Origin of the sequence: Anabaena sp. UHCC 0253 (assembly GCF_009712085.1) — a bacterium.
Classification (GTDB): domain Bacteria; phylum Cyanobacteriota; class Cyanobacteriia; order Cyanobacteriales; family Nostocaceae; genus Dolichospermum.
This window is the reverse complement of record NZ_VILD01000006.1, coordinates 365389-365892: the sequence shown is the minus strand read 5'-3', so window position 1 is coordinate 365892 and position 504 is coordinate 365389. Positions and strand designations below refer to the sequence as shown.

Below are 504 nucleotides of genomic sequence, written 5' to 3'. Positions count from 1 at the left end.
CTAGTTGATTGCAAATTTCTCTAATAGCTGCTTTTTCTCCAGAGATAACAATGCTATTTGGTGTGTTGTAAGCGGCAATACTTAGTTGTTTATATGGGGCAATAATTGGTTGAATTTGTGCTGCTGTGGCAATAATGGCTACCATTTCTCCTCCCGTTGGTAGCTGCTGCATGAGTTTACCACGATAGGCAATTAGTTTTAATCCGTCTTCTAAACTGAATATTCCAGCTAGACAAGCGGCGACATATTCACCTACACTATGACCTATAACTATATCTGGTTTAATTCCCCAAGATTGCCACATTTGTGCTAAGGCATATTCTATGGCAAATAAGGCAGGTTGAGTATAGGCTGTTTGATTTATTAGGTCTGTTTCTGTGTACAGGATTTCTATTAGTGGTTTTTCTAAATATTGATTGAGTATTCGATTACATTCTTCTATAGCTTTTCTAAATATTGGTTGAGTTTCATATAGTGATTTTCCCATTCCCACATATTGCGAAC

General features: G+C 36.9%; 1 protein-coding gene. It reads right to left on the bottom strand.

The window, feature by feature from the left end:
* Positions 1–487 (bottom strand): acyltransferase domain-containing protein (locus FJR38_RS27575; protein WP_174764041.1); only part of this gene is annotated, 487 nt, incomplete at its 3' end.
* Between the last annotated feature and the right edge of the window lie 17 nt (positions 488–504).